The sequence below is a fragment of the Stenotrophomonas sp. YJH_SMC_133 genome (assembly GCF_059370655.1).
Genome location: NZ_JCAFTW010000008.1, coordinates 1 through 16,134, shown reverse-complemented (window position 1 = coordinate 16,134; position 16,134 = coordinate 1). Strand labels below are relative to the sequence as shown.

The following is a 16,134-nucleotide window of genomic DNA, read 5'->3' as shown; positions in this document are numbered from 1 at the left end:
CTTACTCCTTGGCCTTGGCGGCAGCGGCCGGCGCGGCCGGCTTCAGCACCGGGCGGTTCTGCCGGTCCACGGCGATCACCGGCTGGCCCGCTCGCAGCAGGTGGCCACCGGCGGCAACCACCCAGTCACCCGCGTTCACGCCGGACAGCACCGGCACGGTCTCGCTGCCAAACGCACCGGTGGTGACCGAGGCGGCCTTCAGCGTGCTGTTGGCCGGATCGACCACCCACACGCTGGCGGCACCGTTGGCGCCGCGCTGCAGCGCGCCCAGCGGCAGCTGCAGGGTGCCGTGGCGACCGGCGCTGCTGTAGACGCGTGCGCTCTGGCCCAGTTCGACATCGGCCAGCGCATTGGCGGCCAGGCTGACGCGGGTGGCATAGGTGCGTGCCTGCGGATCGGCGGCGGCGGCGATCTCGCGGATCGTACCGGGCAGGCGCTGGCCCGGGCGGTTCCACAGTTCCACCTCGACCGGCTGGCCGACCGCGTAGTCGCGGATGGTCGCCTCGGGCAGGTCGATCAGCACTTCGCGGCCGCCATCGGCGGCCAGGTTGAAGATGGTCTGGCCGGCGGACACCACCTGCCCGGCTTCGGCCTCGCGGCTGGCGATCACGCCATCGGCCGGCGCTCGCAGCTGCGCGTAGTCAGCCTGGTTGCGCAGCACATCGAGGTTGGCGCGGGCCGCATTGGCCTGGCCCTGCGCGGCCTTGAACGCCGCGGACTGCTGGTCCAGCTGCGAGCGGCTGACCAGTTGCTGGTCGGCCAGCACCTGGTAGCGCTTCAGGTCATCGCGGGCACGCACCAGGTCGGCCTCGGCCGCAGCCAGCTGCGCCTGCGAGGCACGGGCCTGCAGCGCGAAGTCAGCCACGTCCAGTTCGGCCAGCACGTCGCTCTTCTTCACCCGCTGGCCGGCATCGACGTGGCGCTTGACCAGGTTGCCTCCGACGCGGAACGACAGCGGGCTTTCCTGACGGGCACGCACCGTGCCCGGGAATGCCGCCGGCGCCTGTCCGGCCTGTTCGCCGGGGTGAACCACCAGTACCGGCACGGCCGCCTGCGGCGCCTGTTCCTGTCCCGAACAGGCTGCCAGCGCAGCCACCCACACCATACCGCCCATCCAGCGCACGATCTTCATCGGTCAACGTCCTGAAAACGCAGGGTTGCAACAAGGGGGAGCCGCGACTGCCGGCCCAATTTAATAAACCGGCCGGTATAGTATAAATATCGAACCGCTTGGTCTAGTATTGTTGCGATGAGTTCTTCCACTTCCCGCAAGCCGTCGGCCAAGCCCGCTGCCAAGGCCGCCGGACCCGGGCGCCCCAAGGATCTGGGCAAGCGCGCGGCGATCCTTGAAGCAGCCAAGGTACTGTTCATCGAACAGGGGTATACCGGCGTGAGCATGGACGCCATTGCCGCCCAGGCCGGCGTCTCGAAGCTGACCGTGTACAGCCACTTCGGCGACAAGGAGACCCTGTTCTCCGAGGCCGTGCAGTCAAAGTGCATTGAAATGCTGCCCGATGCCCTGTTCGTGGCCGACGCGGACGGCCCGCTGCGCGACCAGCTGATCGGCATCGGCCTGGCCTTCTTCGAACTGATCACTTCCGATGCGGCGATCTCGATCCAGCGCATGATGATGGCGCCGGAGACCGACGAACGCCTGCGCGAGCTGTTCTGGAAGGCAGGACCGGAACGTACCTGCGAGGCCCTGGCTGACTTCCTGCGGGCACGCGCCGAGCGCGGCGAGCTGGAAATCACCGACTATTCGCTGGCTGGCGAGCAGTTCCTGACCCTGGTCAAGGGCGAAGTGCACATGCATATGATGTGCGGCATGCCACTGTCACCGGTGGAGTGCGACCCTCTTGCCCACGTGACCGCCAGCATCGACTTCTTCCTGCGCGCCTATGCGCCGCGAGGGGCCGAGACGGCTGAATAACCAAAACTGAACGAACCGGAGGTCGCGATGACTTCCGGCACTGCGACCCCGGCCACCCGGCAGCTGATGCTCTGGGCGCGCCGCCGGCCTCCGGCACCGGTAAAATGGCCGGCCCACTGCGCTGGATTTGAACCTCATGACGATTGATTACGCCCACGCCCGCGAACTGATGGTGGAACAGCAGATCCGTCCCTGGGACGTGCTGGACATCAAGGTGCTCGACGTCCTGGCCCGCCTGCCGCGCGAGGCTTTTGTCGCCGATGCACACCGGGCACTGGCCTACGCCGATGTCGAACTGCCGATCGGCCACGGCCAGAAGATGATGAAGCCGGTCATCGAGGGCCGTACCCTGCAGGCACTGGATCTGCAGCCGGGTGACGAAGTGCTGGAAATCGGCACCGGCAGCGGCTTCCTGTCCGCCTGCATCGGCGCGCTGGCGCGCGACGTGCTGAGCCTGGAGATCGACCCGGAGCTGGCCGCCGCCGCGCGTGCCCACCTGGACGCCTCCGGCCTGGGCACCAACGTCCGCGTGGAAGTGGCTGACGCCCTGTCCTGGCAGACCGAACGCCGCTTTGACGTGATCTGTGTCACTGGTGCGGTCGACGTGGTGCCGTCACAGTTCGCCTCGTGGCTGCGTCCGGGTGGTCGCCTGTTCGTGATCCACGGCCGCTCGCCGGCGATGGAGGCCCTGCTGGTCAAGGCCGACGGCAGCACCGAGTCCCTGTTCGAGACCGATATCGATTACCTGCGCGGTGCCGCCCCGGCACCCCAGTTCCACCTCTGAGTCCAAGGAAGCCGCAATGATCCGCCGATCCCTCGCTGTTGCGCTGGCCACTGCCCTGCTGCCGTTGTCTGCCCATGCCGCCGACCTGCTGCAGGTCTACGAAATGGCGCGCAACGGCGATCCGCAGCTGTCCGCCGCCGAATCGACCCGGCTGGTCGACAAGGAAGGCGCCGTGCAGGCGCGCGCCGCCCTGCTGCCGCAGATCAACGGCCAGGCCACGCTGAACCGCACGCGCAGCGAGCCGAACGCCGACATCAACTCCGGCTCGTTCACCAACAAGCGCCGCAATTACACGATCGATGGCAGCCAGACGCTGTTCAACTGGACCCAGATCAACAACCTGCGTTCGCAGCGTGAGCTGAGCAAGGCGGCGGACTTCACCCTCGAATCTGCCAACGACAGCCTGATCGTGCGCACCTCGGCGGCCTACTTCAACGTGCTGGTGGCGATCGAATCGCTGAACGCCGCACAGACCAATGAAGCGGCTGCGAAGAAGCAGTTCGACTTCGCCGACAAGCGCCTGGAAGTGGGCCTGGCGCCGATCACCGACGTGCACGAAGCACGCGCCCAGTACGACCAGGCGCGTGCCAACACCATCGTTGCGCAGAACACCCTGGCCGATAACTACCAGGCCCTGACCGAACTGACCGGCCAGCCGGTGGTCAACCTGCGCGGCCTGCCGGCCGACTTCCGTCCGGAAGTGCCGGCCAACCGTGGCAACATCGATGAGCTGGTGCACCAGGCCACCACCCAGAATCCGGCGCTGAAGGCGCAGGAACTGAAGGTGAGCGCCGCCGAAGCCGGCGTGCAGGCCGCGCGTGGTGGTCACTACCCGACCCTGTCGCTGGGCGGCAGCTGGGGCAAGACCGCGACCTGGGGCGACAGCACCGGCTCCGGCTCGCTGTCCCCCGACGCCCGCACCAACAGCATCGGCCTGACCCTGAACGTGCCGATCTTCGCCGGCGGCGCTACCCAGTCCGGCGTGCGCCAGGCGCTGGCCCAGCGTGACATTGCCCAGGACGGCTACGAGCAGCAGAAGCGTGCCCTGGACCGCAACACCCGCAATGCCTACCAGACCCTGGTACAGGGCATCAGCGAAGTGGAAGCCCGCCGCCTGGCGGTGGTCTCGGCACAGAGCGCCTATGACGCCTCGCAGGTCGGCCTGGAAGTCGGTACCCGTACCGTGCTGGACGTGATCCAGAACCAGCGCATCCTGTTCTCGGCGCAGCTGGACTACGCCCAGGCCCGTTACACCTTCCTGCAGAACCGCCTGCTGCTGAGCCAGTCGCTGGGTGCGCTGGACGTGGCCGAGCTGCAGGACGTCAACCGCCTGCTGACCCAGGACGCGGGCAACCCGGCAACCACCACGCACTAAGTCGTCAGCCTGCCGGTCACGAAGAAGCCACCCGCGAGGGTGGCTTTTTTGTTGGTCGCGCGGACGGAGGCATGCACCCACCGACCGTCAGCCGGGCCAGACCCGCATCCGTTCGACTGCGGCCAGCAGACACAGTGCGATGGCGACGGGAGCCAGCACCGGCAGGGCGCGTGACCGCTGTGCCCGTCCGCGCAGCACGGCCACGCACACGGCCCCCATCACCAACAGGGTTGCCGGACCAGGCAGTACCGGCAGGCTGCCCATGGGCGCCCACAACGCCAGCAATGCCGCCGGCAGGACGACGGCAACCGGCACCAGTCTCTCCCGGAACTCCAGGGATCGGTCACCTGCCGTCGGCCACAGCTGCATCGCCACCTGCGCAGCCAACATCAGCAGCACCAGGATGAGCGCCACCAACCCTGCCACTCCCGCCAGCGGCAGCAAGAGCATCACCCAGTACAACTGCGGGTGATGCTGCAGGGCGACCGACAAAGGCCGCGTGCTGGCCAGGGCCGGAAATTCGACCAGGCCCGCCTGCAACGCGGCCAGTACGATCAGCAGCACCATGGCCAGCAGCACGCACGCCGGCAGCAGCGGCGGCCGTGCCCTCGCCTGCCTGCCGATGCCAGGAAATCCCAGCGCCAGGCCAACGGTGGCGAACACACCGTACAGCGGCACGCTCGCCGCCAGTACACCGCCGATCCCGAAGCGATAGGGTGCCGTTGCCGGCGGCAGCCATGGAATCCAGTTCGCGTAGTGCACATGGCGGGCTGCCAGCACCAGCAACAGCAGGCCGGCGCCGATCTTCACCGTCAGCAGCACGCAGGCAACCAGCACCACACGGTGTGGCCGCAGCAATCCGACCACTGCAAGCAACAGCAGGCTGGCAGCAGCCACCAGTTGACCCGGCATCCCGTTGCTGGCCTCGATTCCACAACCAGCCAGCAGTACATGCAGATGGTTGGCGACGGACTGCGCAACGCCAGCGGCAGTCACCACCAGTTCCAGCAGCAGCGCGCCACCGAGCAGAACGGCCGGCACGCCTCCCCAGCATTCCCGCACCACGCCATGCAGGCCATCGGCAGCGGGCCTTTGCTGGTTCAGAACGTGCAGGCAGTACAGCAGCGGCCCTGTGCCCAGCGCGGCCAGCAGCAGGCTCAGGACGATGGCCGGGCCTGCCTGGCCTGCGGTGTGCTGGCCGACCAGCGCGACCACGCCGCCTCCCAGCAGCAAGGTCAGTGCCACCACCACAAGGCGATCGCCGTACCCGGGCTCATCGATGCCGGGGCTGCTGTCGCTGTCCATCGCAAGTTCCCTTGATATCCGCCCAAGCGCGGTCGACAGCAGACTGACAGCCTGTGCCGGGAGGCGGTATCGGAATACGCGCCATGCGCATCACGATGTGACGGCAGGCACGTTGGCAAGGAAGCTCCCGGTCCCGCTACGACAGATTCCAGGTCGCTAAGCAGAATTGACGCGGTCTTTCACGACAGTCACGTCGCGTGCGCCGGCCCTTCGGACTCAGCGGCAAGGCGGCGGCAGGTGCGGTCCGACCAGCGCCAGCGTACGCTGCAGGGCACCGCGTCCGTTGCTGATCAGCGTGCAGCCTGCCCGCGCCATGTCCTCGCGTGCCTGTGGATCTTCGAGCAGGTGCTGCAGCAGTTCGCCGACCGCCTGCACGTCTTCGCCGATCAACAGCGCGCCCGCCTCGCGCATCCGACGGGAAATCTCCGAGAAGTTGTGCAGGTGCGGGCCCGTCACCGCAGCGGTGCCCATCGCCGCCGGCTCCAGCAGGTTGTGGCCACCGATCGGCTGCAGGCTTCCACCGACAAACGCCACCTGCGCGCAGGCATAGAACGGCATCAGCTCGCCCAGGGTATCGATGACGAACACATCGGTTCCAACCTCCGGCCACTGCTTCGCGCGCCGGGTTGCCACGTTCCAGCCCTGCTCCCGCGCCAGCGCCTCCACCTTCGGGAAGCGCTCGGGATGCCGGGGCGCCCACAGCAGCAACAGGTCGGGGTGCTGCCGGCGCAGGCGACGATGCAGATCGATCACCGCCTGTTCTTCACCATCATGGGTACTGGCGGCGATCCACACCGGCCGCCGGGCCGGCACGCGGGCATGGAACTGCTCGACGAAGCCCTGCACGTCCGGCGTAGTGATGTCGAACTTCAGGTTGCCCAGCGCCTGCACCTGCTCCGGCGCGGCACCCAGCTGCACGAAACGCTCGGCATCGTCCTGCGACTGCGCGGCCACGCAGGTGACCGTGCGCAGCGCGCGGCGGATCAACGCCGCCAGCAGCCGGTAGCCCCGCAGCGAACGCGCCGAGAGGCGCGCGTTGAGGATGTAGACCGGAATGCCACGGTCACGGCAGCCGAACAGCATGTTCGGCCACAGTTCGGTTTCCAGGATCAGCGCCAGGCTGGGCTGGAAGTGGCCGAGGAAGCGGTTGACGCTGCCGGGCACGTCATACGGCAGGTAGACGTGGTCCAGGGCGTCGCCCCACAGCGCACGCACGCGCTCGGAGCCGGTCGGGGTGATGGTGGTGATGACCCAGCGGATGTCCGGGCGCTCCTTGCGCAGCGCGTTCACCAGCGGCGCAGCGGCATTGACTTCGCCCACCGAGACCGCGTGCAGCCAGACCCGCGGTTGGCCGGTGGGCTGCGGATAGGAGGCATAGCGCTCATCCCAGCGCCGGAAGTATTCACGGACCCGGAAGCCGCGCCAGACCAGGTGGTACACGGTGATCGGCAGCAGGATGTAGAGCACGACCGAGTACAGGCCGCGCAGGATCCATTCGACAGGGTCTTTAAGCATGCGGCAAGGATACGGGAGCCCCCCGGGAAAGACACGCGGCCGCCTTGGTAGAATGGGCCAATGTCCGATGCCACCACCGCCGTCCGCCCGTCGCTGCGCGATCCCCGCAACTGGCCGATGTTCGCCGCCATGCTGGGCGCCTTCGCCATCGCCCGCCTGCCGTGGATGCTGCAGCGTGCGCTGGGCCGGGGCGTCGGCTGGATCACCTGGCGCCTGCTGGGCAGCCGTCGCCGCGCCGCCGAGGTCAACCTGCAGCTGTGCTTCCCCGAGAAGGACGAGGCCTGGCGCCAGCGCCTGGTGCGCGACAGCTTCGATGCCCTGGGTGTGGGCGTGTTCGAGTGCATCCGCGCCTGGTGGGGCAGCATCGACAGCATCCGCCCGCAGGTGCAGATCGAAGGACTGGAACATCTGCGGCAGATGCAGGCGGAAGGTCGTGGCGTGCTGCTGGTGTCCGGCCATTTCATGACCCTGGAAATGTGCGGGCGCCTGCTGTGCGACTACGTTGATCTTTCAGGCATGTACCGCAAGCACAAGAACCCGGTGTACGAGTGGGCGGTGAAGTTCGGCCGCCTGCGCTACGCCAAGGCAATGTTCGCCAATGAGGACATCCGCGCCACCGTGCGCCACCTGAAGAAGGGCGGCTTCCTCTGGTACGCGCCCGACCAGGACATGCGCGGCAAGGACACCGTGTTCGTGCCGTTCTTCGGCCACACCGCTTCGACCATCACCGCCACCCACCAGCTGGCGCGGATGACCGGCTGTGCGGTGATCCCGTATTTCCATCGCCGCGAAGGCGGGAAGTACTTCCTGAAGATCGGCGCGCCACTGGAGAATTTCCCCAGCGACGACGTGGAAGCCGATACCACGCGGGTCAACCAGGCCATCGAAGAGATGGTGCGCGAGGCGCCCGACCAGTACCTGTGGATCCACCGCCGCTTCAAGCGCCAGCCGGGTGGGCGGAGTGATTTCTACAAGTAGATCCACGCCATGCGTGGATGCTCTTCGATTCCGTGCCGGGATTCACAACGGCCAGCGGCACCAGGCGTACGGGTACTCCACCACCACGCACGCCAAGCCCGCACAGACCGGATTGGCCAGGATGTACATCGCCTTCTCGTGAAGTGATTCGTCGGTCCGCACTGCATGGTCGTGATAGCCGCGCTGCCACTGCGCAGTTCCATCAGCCAGTGCAGATGGTCGGGCATCACCACCCAGGCGAGACTGTGGCTGAAGCCCCTACGCTCGACGAAGCGCAGGGTGTCGATCAGGATCGCCATGTTCGCCGCATCGGCGAACAACGGTTCACGGCCAAGGGTTGCCGTGGTCAATGAGTACACGTTGCCGGATCGGGAATATCGACCGTAGCGGAGTCTTGGGCTTGGCCATGCCTCGAGCGTGCGATACCCATGGAAACACCGGTAGGGGTGGGTTACCTGTGTTTGCGTCGGGAAAGCTCCATCCACGCATGGCGTGGATCCACCACAGCAATCTCCGTTCGGTACGCGCAGTAGAGCCACGCCAGGCTGGATGGACGATCACACCGCCGTCGGCGTGTCGTCCGCGTCGCGCGCCAGCAGGCTGCCGGCGAACAGCGCGGCCAGCAATACGGTCAGGCCACCCCAGAAGGCCGAATAGAACGCCAGATGGGTGTTCAGCGGGAACACGGTCACCGCCAGCGCCAGCATCGCCGGACGCGCGCGTTCGCGGGCCATTGCCGGCGCGTAGCGCCATGCGCGCCAGGCCTGGGCCACCGCCGCCAGCCACAGCAACAGACCAATCACTCCAGTCTCTGCGAGGATTTCCAGCACGATCTGATGGGCATGAAGCGCCGGGGCATTGCCCCACACGGCCGGCCCTTCCTCCGCCACGCAAGCGGGATAGGCATCGCGGAAACCACGTGCACCCACGCCATTGATCGGGTGCTCTTCAATCATGCAGGCGGCGGCTTCCCAGATCCGCGCGCGCCCTGACAGGGCCTCGTCGACACCACGCTCGCCCCCATCCAGGGCCATGGCCGTACGCGCGAAGCGCTCGCGCAGCTGCGGCACGCTGGCGGTCAGCGCACCGGCGCCGAGCACCGCCACCAGCGCCAGCGCGGCCAGCCGTTTCCAGCCGAACTGGCGCACGCCGCTGTAGGCCAGCACCAGCGCGAAGGTGATCCACGAGGCGCGCGAACCGGCCAACAGCAGCACACTGCCCAGCGCTGCAGCAGCCAGCAGCCAGCCCGTATTGCCAAAGCGCCGCGCGGCGGGCAGCAGCAGGAACGGCGACAGGCTGGCCAGCACCTGGCCGAACTTCAGGTTGCACGGTCCCAGTGCGCCACTGAGGCGATCTGCCAGTGCGGCCTCGTCGGCCGGGCACAGTGCGTGGCCACTGACCGCCAGCTTCAGGTGTTCCAGCGACCAGAACCATGGGCTGGTGCCGGCCACCGCCTGCACCAGCGCATCCAGCGTCCATGCGCCGGTGATCAGTGCCAGCCCCGCGAAGGTCAGCCGCCGCCGCTCCGGCGTAGCCACTGCGATCGCCACCAGCCACATGAAGGGCAGATAGCGCAGGCCCGCAGCAGCCTTGGTCCACGAGGCCGCCGGATCGATCGCATCGAATGCGGAGAATGCCTGCGGCAGCCAGTAACCAAGGAACAGGATCGAAGTCAGTGCCCAGGCCGCCGTGCTCAACAGATGCGGGCGGCGCTGCAGGCGTCGCGTCACCATGCGCGCCGCCGCGTACAGCGCGCCCAGGCCCAACACGGTTTCGGCGATGCCTGGCAACGGCCACATCGCCACGTACGCCAGCACCCACCAGGGCGCCCAGCGCCCGGCGCGGTCGTCGCGCACGATGACGGCGGGGTCAGCCGGCGAGGTCGGCATAGAGGCGGAGGGTATCGCGCTGCATGGCCTGCAGGGTAAACGGGATGCGGGTCGGCAAGGACGGGGGCTGGGCCAGCAGGGCCAGCGCACGTTCACCCAATGCCCGCGCATCGCCGAGCGGCACGGCACCTGCGGGTTGCAGCTGCCGAAGCAGCTCACCGACGCCGCCATGGTCCCAACCCAGCACCGGCCGGCCCACCGACAACGCCTCGACCACGGTGCGGCCGAACGCTTCGGGCTTGTCCGACAGCTGCAGTACCAGGTCGCTGGCCGCGTAGGCCTGGGCGATGCGTGCGGTCGGCGTGCTGATGTGCACGGCCTCGGCCACGCCGAGCGCGGCCGCCTGCCGGCGCAGGTCGGCCACGTAGGCTTCACGTCCGGGCTCATCGGTGCCCAGCATCCACAACTGTGCCGGCACGCCGGCGGCGCGCACATCCGCCAGCAGCTGCAATGCGTGTGCGTGGCCCTTCAGGCGGGTGCCACGCCCCGGCAACAGCAGCAAGGGGCCTTCAACCTGCGCCAGCCATGGGTACTCTGTCGCAAGCGCCATCCGCGGACGGCGATCGGCACGCGCCACGCGCGGGAACTGGGCCACATCGACGCCACGCGGAATCACCTGCAATGCCTGTTCGGGCACGGTCGGGTAGTGCCGCTGCACGTAATCGCGCACGGTGTTGGACACGCAGATCACGCGTTCGCCGCTGGTCATCACCGCGCTGTAGCGGCTGGGCGAATTCAGCCCATGCACGGTGGTCACCCAGTGCGGGCGTTGCGCGGCAGGCAGGGCACGGATTGCATACAGACCCAGCCAGGCCGGCAGCCGCGAGCGGGCATGCACGATGTCCGCACCAATCTCGGCAAACAAGCGGCGCAGGGTCGGCAAGTGGCGCAGGGTCAGCAGCGACTTGCGGCCGATGTCCAGGGTGAGGTGCTCGGCACCGCTGTCGAGCAGCGGCTGCACCAGGCGGCCACCGGCGGAAACCACCAGCGCGCGATGGCCGGCGGCGACCAGGGCCGCAGCGATTTCCAGGGTCGAGCGCTCGACGCCGCCGGAGTGCAGCGCCGGCAGCAACTGCACCACGGTCAATCGGCGCATCGAAGGGGCGGCCGCTTAGTCGGCCAGCACGAACACGGAACCGCAGTACGGGCACTGCGCTTCGCCATTGGGCTCGTCTTCGATCGGCAGGTACACGCGCGGATGCGAGTTCCACAGCGCCATTTCCGGGGTCGGGCAGCTCAGCGGCAGATCGCTGCGGTGCACGGTGTAGCGCTTCTCGGCGTTGGCGGGCGCAGTGGCGGTATGGCTCATGGCGGATGTCGATGAACGGGTTGCGAGGCCTGTGATTCTAGCATCCAGGCCGCCCCGACATTGCGCCGCAACGGGTCTTTGCGCGTACCGGGCCGATTCCCTGCGACCTTGCATGCCACTTCGGGATGAGGTGCCGGTGGGAATTCCCGGCCGATCCTGCAGATCCACCCCGGGAAACCACCGACAACGATATTTACCGCATTTGGATCGAACTAAATGGCACTTGTCAGGTTGCCACGGCTGTTGCAGGATCGGGCCAGGTCGTGAACCGGCCTATCCCAATCCGACCCGATCGCATGGCCCGCCCCCACCGGACCGGCATCGCCTCTTCCACTGCCATCGCGGCGGGCGGAGCGATGCTGTCCGTGGTGTCCGCCGATGCGGGTTCTGCCCGCCGCCAGCCCTTCCGGGAGACCCCTGCATGACCCTGTCCGATCCACGCCGCGCCCTGCTTCCGCTCGCCCTGGCCCTGGCCTGTGCGACTACCGCGATGCCGGTGCTGGCACAGGGACTGCAGAGCTCGTTCGAGCCGGGCCAGCCGGCTCCGGAACCGGCCGCAGGCGCATTGCAGGTCACGATCGGCAATGGCCCCGCGGCGCCCTACGCCGCCAAGCGCAATGTCGGCTACAGCGGCCTGCACGCACTGCGCTACAGCAGTGGAGGTGGCAATGCGCGGCGCGAACTGTTCAAGGCGGACGTGACCATCGAGGCCGATACCACCCTGTCGTGGTTGGTGCTGCCGGAGATCGTCGGCAAGGACACCGTGGCTTCGACCTATGTGTCTCTGGACCTGCTGCTGGACGATGGCAGTCGGGTTTCGGCCGGCGCTGCGCGTGACCAGCATGGGGTGGCCCTCGGCGCCCGCGCGCAGGGCGACTCGAAGACGCTGTACCCGCAGCAATGGGCGCGCAAGGCGGTGCGGCTGGGCGATGTGCCCGCGCTGAAGGGCCGCCGCGTGGTGGCGATCGAACTGGAGGTGGCCAGTGCCGACGGCGCACCGGTCTCCGGCTGGATTGATGACGTTCGCCTGGACACCGTGCCACGGCAGCAGCCAGCGCGCGTCTCCGACTGGGTACTGACCACCCGCGGTACCCAGGCCAACGGCACCTTCTCGCGTGGCAACAATTTCCCGGCCACGGCGGTGCCGCACGGGTTCAACTTCTGGACCCCGGTCACCGATGCCGGTGCGCTGAACTGGCTGTACCGCTGGAACGAGCAGAACGACGCGCAGAACCGTCCTCAGCTGCAGGCGCTTGCGCTGAGCCACCAACCCAGCCCGTGGATGGGCGACCGCCAGACCTTCCAGGTGATGCCATCGGCCAGTCGTGGCGTGCCGGAGGCTGACCGCCGCAAGCGTGCCCTGTCGTTCGACCGCAGCCATGAAAGCGCCCGCCCTTACCGCTACGACGTGCGCTTCGACAACGGCGTCGCGGCATCGATCGCGCCGACCGACCATGCCGCGCTGTTCCGCTTTGACTTCCCGGAGGACGGCGACGCCAACCTGCTGTTCGACAATGTCGATGCACGCGGTGGCCTGACTCTGGACGCCGCCACGCAGACGCTGTCCGGCTACACCGACACGCGCAGCGGCCTGTCCAACGGCGCCAGCCGCATGTACGTGGTGGCCCGCTTCGACAAGCCGTGGCGCAGCAGTGGGCGCCTCGACACCGGCCGACCGACCGGCTACATCAAGTTCGATGCCGGCAGCGAACGACGGGTGACCATGCGCATCGCCACTTCGCTGATCTCGGTGGAGCAGGCACGACACAACCTGGCGCTGGAAATCGCCGCCACCGATACGCTGGAGAGCGTGGCCGGCCGTGCGCAGGATGCATGGGACGCACGCCTGGCCCGCTTCGACATCGGCGATGCCAGCGACGACCAGAAGACCACGCTGTATTCCAGCCTGTACCGGCTGTTCCTGTACCCGAATTCCGGCCATGAAAACGTGGGCAGCACCGCCGCACCGGAGTGGCGCTACGCCAACCAGGCCAGCGCCAGCGATGACAACACCGATGGCAGCGCGACCCGCACCTTTGCCGCCGTGCGCGATGGCAAGGTGTTCGTCAACAATGGCTTCTGGGACACCTTCCGCACCACCTGGCCGGCCTACGCGCTGTTCACGCCCGACGATGCCGGGCAGATGGTGCAGGGTTTCATCGAGCAGTACCGCGCTGGCGGCTGGATCGCGCGCTGGTCATCGCCGGGCTACGCGGACCTGATGGTCGGCACCAGCTCGGACGTGGCCTTCGCCGATGCGTGGCTGAAGGGCGTCGGCGGCTTCGATCCGGGCGAGGCCTACGCCGCCGCGCTGAAGAACGCGACCGTGGTACCACCCGACCGCCATGTCGGCCGCAAGGGCATGGACCGTTCGACCTTCCGGGGCTACGCCAGCGCCGACGTGCATGAGGGCATGTCGTGGACGATGGAAGGCGCACTCAATGACTTCGGCATCGCCAACATGGCCGATGCGCTGGCCAAGCGCGCGACCGCACCCGCCGCACGCGAGCGCTACAGCACCGAAGCCGACTACTTCCGCCACCGCGCTGCCAGCTACGCGACGATGTTCGACCCTGCCGCCGGCTTCTTCCAGGGCCGCAGGGCCGATGGCCGCTGGCGCGTGGACGCCAAGGACTACGACCCGCGCGTGTGGGGCCACGATTACACCGAATCCAACGGCTGGACCTTCGCCTTCACTGCCGCCCATGACGGCGAAGGCTTGGCCGCGCTGTACGGTGGCCGCGACAAGCTGGCGGCGAAGCTGGATACCTTCTTCGCCACGCCGGAAACCGCAGACCCGGCACTGGCCGGCTCCTACGGCGGCACCATCCACGAGATGACCGAAGCGCGCGACGTACGCATGGGCATGTACGCGCACAGCAACCAGCCGGCGCACCACATCCCGTGGATGTACCTGTATGCCGGGCAGCCGTGGAAGACCCAGCAGCACGTGCGCGAGATCCTGTCGCGGCTGTACGTCGGCAGCGAGATCGGCCAGGGCTATCCGGGCGATGAGGACAACGGCGAAACTTCGGCATGGTACGTGCTGGCCTCGCTGGGCCTGTACCCGCTGCGCATGGGCGCCCCGGAGTACGTGATCGGCTCGCCGGCCTTCGAGCATGCACGCGTGGAGCTGCAGGGTGGCGCGGTGCTGACCGTGAACGCGGCCAACAACTCGCGCGAGAACGTCTACGTGCAGTCGCTGAAGATCAACGGCAAGCCGTGGACGAAGACCTGGGTGCCACACGACCTGATCGCCAAGGGCGCGACCCTCGACTTCGTGATGGGACCCCGTCCCTCGCGCTGGGGCAGCGGCGTGGACGATGTGCCGCGCTCGTTGACCGCGCGCGGCCAGCGCCCGCAGCTGCTGCACGACCTGCTCGGCAGCGGCGCGAAGGCGACGCTGGCCGATGGCCGCGCCCTGCCCGCACTGGTCGATGACGATGCGAGCACCACCGTGGGCCTGGGCGGCGGCGCAACCATCGCGCTGACCGGACTGAGCGACGGCACGCCGACGATGTACACGCTCACCAGCGGCGACGGCCGCATCCAGGGCGGTGAGTGGACGCTGGAGGCGCGCAACGGCGGCGGCAGCTGGACCGTGCTCGACCAGCGCAGCGGCGAAGACTTCGAATCCGCCCGCCAGACCCGTCCGTTCCGCATCGCCAGACCCGGCCGCTACAGCGAATACCGCCTGCGCCTGGCGGCACCGGCACGGCTGCCACTGGCGGAGATCGAACTGCTGGCGGCCGGCACCGTACAATGAGCGGCATGCGCTACCGTCTTCTGCCTCTGGCCCTTGTTGCCCTGTCCTTCTCAAGTTTCGGCCAGACCCAGGCGTTCGATACGCAGCTGACCCGCGACGGCGTGACGCTGAACTACCAGGACGCCCGTGGCGCCCTGGCCGCGCCGCAGCGCAAGCGGGTAATCGATACGTTCTTCTTCGCCTACCTGCGCGAACGCGCGGACTTCCACCCGGCCGCGCCGGCGATGGTGCGCATCGTGATCGATCCGGCCTACACCGGCATCGCCTTCGTCGGCGACAAGGACCAGGCAGCGACGATCACCATCAACCCAGGCTGGTTGGCGCAGCACCCGAACGACATCGATCTGGTCACCCATGAGGCGATGCACATCGTGCAGGGCTATCCAGGTTACGGCGATGCACGGGTGCCGGGCTGGCTGGTGGAAGGCATCGCCGACTACGCACGCGACCGCTACGGCATGGACAATGCCGCCGCAGGCTGGGTACTGCCGGGCAAGGTCGAGAAGGGGCAGAATTTCGACAGCGGCTACCGGGTGACCGGTGCGTTCCTGAAATGGGCCGAGGCCGAGTATCCCGGCCTGGTGCTGGCGCTGGACAAGGCCCTGCGCGACGGCCGCTATACGCCGGCGCTGTGGCAGAAGCACACCGGCAAGGCACTGCCGGCGCTGTGGACGCAGTACGCCAAGCCGCGTTCGGATGCACCGCCGCCGGCACCAGCGCGCCGCGGCAAGCGGCGCTGACTGGGCGATCAACTGGGTATTGCGGCGACTGGGTATTGCGGCGACTGGGTAGAGTCGACTGTTAGTCGACTGCCTTTCGTACAGCCCCCGAAAACCCCGCGCTTCGCGCGATAGTCGACCAACGGTCGACTCTACCTCGCTGCCTTCTACGCCTCAGCGCGACTGCACGAAGCCGGCGTACAGCGCGAACAGCTGCTGGAAGTACCGCCGCGTCACTCGATTGCGCATGACACCCTCGCCCATGGAAAGTTGGTCGGGCCCAGGGTGGGAAGGCCGGTCCGGTCCCTTCCCACGGCCGGGCCGCGTGGACGTATTGAGCCGCAACGGCGTTGCAGGGACATGACCGGGTTGCGTAGCGCGTGTGGCAGCGGTGGGATCGGCGTTGGGACCGGCATCGGGACCGGTAGAGTCGACTGTTAGTTGTGTAAACCCACCACGTTGTTCAGCAGGACTCTGGAAATAGGTGGCTGGCCACCGATCCCCATGTGAGGGCGGTGCCAGTTGTAGTGGTGCAGCCATTGGGTCAGCACGGAATTGCGCTGG

General features: G+C 67.9%; 13 protein-coding genes and 1 pseudogene. 6 read left to right on the top strand and 8 right to left on the bottom strand.

The features are described 5' to 3' along the window. Window position 1 precedes the first annotated feature (1 nt). Complete coding sequence (locus AC5P78_RS12670) at window positions 2-1,132, bottom strand: efflux RND transporter periplasmic adaptor subunit (protein ID WP_414498556.1); 1,131 nt, start codon at window positions 1,130-1,132, stop codon at window positions 2-4. A gap of 117 nt (window positions 1,133-1,249) precedes the next feature. Between AC5P78_RS12670 and AC5P78_RS12665 the strand changes: the two genes are divergently transcribed. The 3 genes from AC5P78_RS12665 to AC5P78_RS12655 all read left to right on the top strand — a co-directional run bounded on the left by AC5P78_RS12665 (window position 1,250) and on the right by AC5P78_RS12655 (window position 4,089). After that, the gene (locus AC5P78_RS12665; protein ID WP_065183160.1) at window positions 1,250-1,930 is read left to right on the top strand and encodes a TetR/AcrR family transcriptional regulator; all 681 of its coding nucleotides are present in this window, start codon (window positions 1,250-1,252) and stop codon (window positions 1,928-1,930) included. A 136-nt stretch (window positions 1,931-2,066) separates the two neighbouring features. Further along, on the top strand, window positions 2,067-2,714 hold the full coding sequence (locus tag AC5P78_RS12660) for a protein-L-isoaspartate O-methyltransferase family protein (protein WP_065183162.1): 648 nt from the start codon (window positions 2,067-2,069) through the stop codon (window positions 2,712-2,714). A gap of 16 nt (window positions 2,715-2,730) precedes the next feature. Beyond that, complete coding sequence (locus AC5P78_RS12655) at window positions 2,731-4,089, top strand: TolC family outer membrane protein (RefSeq protein WP_005410961.1); 1,359 nt, start codon at window positions 2,731-2,733, stop codon at window positions 4,087-4,089. Window positions 4,090-4,176: 87 nt separating this feature from the next. Here the strand turns inward: AC5P78_RS12655 and AC5P78_RS12650 are convergent, their stop codons facing one another. Both AC5P78_RS12650 and waaA read right to left on the bottom strand, forming a co-directional pair. Beyond that, window positions 4,177-5,394, bottom strand: coding sequence for an amino acid transporter (locus AC5P78_RS12650; protein ID WP_138969848.1), 1,218 nt, complete (start codon window positions 5,392-5,394; stop codon window positions 4,177-4,179). Window positions 5,395-5,610: 216 nt separating this feature from the next. Beyond that, window positions 5,611-6,909, bottom strand: a complete 1,299-nt coding sequence (waaA, locus tag AC5P78_RS12645; protein ID WP_138969849.1) for a lipid IV(A) 3-deoxy-D-manno-octulosonic acid transferase — start codon at window positions 6,907-6,909, stop codon at window positions 5,611-5,613. Between the two features lie 60 nt (window positions 6,910-6,969). Between waaA and AC5P78_RS12640 the strand changes: the two genes are divergently transcribed. Continuing rightward, the gene (locus AC5P78_RS12640; protein WP_005410964.1) at window positions 6,970-7,887 is read left to right on the top strand and encodes an LpxL/LpxP family Kdo(2)-lipid IV(A) lauroyl/palmitoleoyl acyltransferase; all 918 of its coding nucleotides are present in this window, start codon (window positions 6,970-6,972) and stop codon (window positions 7,885-7,887) included. Window positions 7,888-7,929: 42 nt separating this feature from the next. On the opposite strand, the pseudogene AC5P78_RS12635 reads toward AC5P78_RS12640, so the two are convergent. The 4 genes and pseudogenes from AC5P78_RS12635 to AC5P78_RS12620 form a co-directional block, all read right to left on the bottom strand. Continuing rightward, window positions 7,930-8,246, bottom strand: a pseudogene (locus tag AC5P78_RS12635) (transposase). A 198-nt stretch (window positions 8,247-8,444) separates the two neighbouring features. Then, the gene (locus tag AC5P78_RS12630; protein WP_049396209.1) at window positions 8,445-9,776 is read right to left on the bottom strand and encodes an O-antigen ligase family protein; all 1,332 of its coding nucleotides are present in this window, start codon (window positions 9,774-9,776) and stop codon (window positions 8,445-8,447) included. Continuing rightward, window positions 9,757-10,872 (bottom strand): glycosyltransferase, encoded by a 1,116-nt coding sequence (locus AC5P78_RS12625; RefSeq protein WP_138969850.1) that lies wholly within the window; start codon window positions 10,870-10,872, stop codon window positions 9,757-9,759. The genes AC5P78_RS12630 and AC5P78_RS12625 overlap by 20 nt, the downstream gene beginning before the upstream one ends. A gap of 15 nt (window positions 10,873-10,887) precedes the next feature. Then, window positions 10,888-11,085 (bottom strand): zinc-finger domain-containing protein, encoded by a 198-nt coding sequence (locus tag AC5P78_RS12620; protein ID WP_005410967.1) that lies wholly within the window; start codon window positions 11,083-11,085, stop codon window positions 10,888-10,890. 421 nt (window positions 11,086-11,506) lie between these two features. Between AC5P78_RS12620 and AC5P78_RS12615 the strand changes: the two genes are divergently transcribed. Continuing rightward, window positions 11,507-14,851, top strand: coding sequence for a GH92 family glycosyl hydrolase (locus AC5P78_RS12615; protein WP_099561389.1), 3,345 nt, complete (start codon window positions 11,507-11,509; stop codon window positions 14,849-14,851). Then, window positions 14,848-15,591 (top strand): basic secretory protein-like protein, encoded by a 744-nt coding sequence (locus AC5P78_RS12610; RefSeq protein ID WP_005410969.1) that lies wholly within the window; start codon window positions 14,848-14,850, stop codon window positions 15,589-15,591. Before AC5P78_RS12615 ends, AC5P78_RS12610 begins: the two co-directional genes overlap by 4 nt. A 416-nt stretch (window positions 15,592-16,007) precedes the next feature. On the opposite strand, the gene AC5P78_RS12605 is transcribed toward AC5P78_RS12610, so the two are convergent. Continuing rightward, window positions 16,008-16,134: integrase core domain-containing protein (locus AC5P78_RS12605; protein WP_146257439.1), on the bottom strand; the 127-nt coding region annotated here is incomplete at its 5' end.